We start from the raw sequence: 207 nt of genomic DNA on the forward strand, positions 1-207 counted from the left end.
GTTCAGAACGGCAGCTCGACGTCCGGCTTCGCGGCCGTCAGCACGCGGCGGAAGTCCGCCTGGATGCGCTCGAGCCCTTCCTTGGTCTCCGCTTCGAACCGCAGCACGACCACCGGCGTCGTGTTCGACGAACGCGCGAGGCCGAAGCCGTCCGGGTACTCGACGCGCAGCCCGTCGATCGTCACGACTTCGTCGGCGCCGTCGAAC

Annotated in this window: 1 pseudogene; it reads right to left on the reverse strand. The window is 69.1% G+C overall.

Annotation, left to right across the window (positions count from 1 at the left end):
* Nucleotides 1-2 precede the first annotated feature (2 nt).
* Nucleotides 3-207, reverse strand: a pseudogene (locus tag U4012_RS35795) (phosphomannomutase/phosphoglucomutase); the annotation flags it as partial.

Source organism: Burkholderia sp. BCC1988 (genome assembly GCF_905339895.1).
GTDB lineage: Bacteria > Pseudomonadota > Gammaproteobacteria > Burkholderiales > Burkholderiaceae > Burkholderia.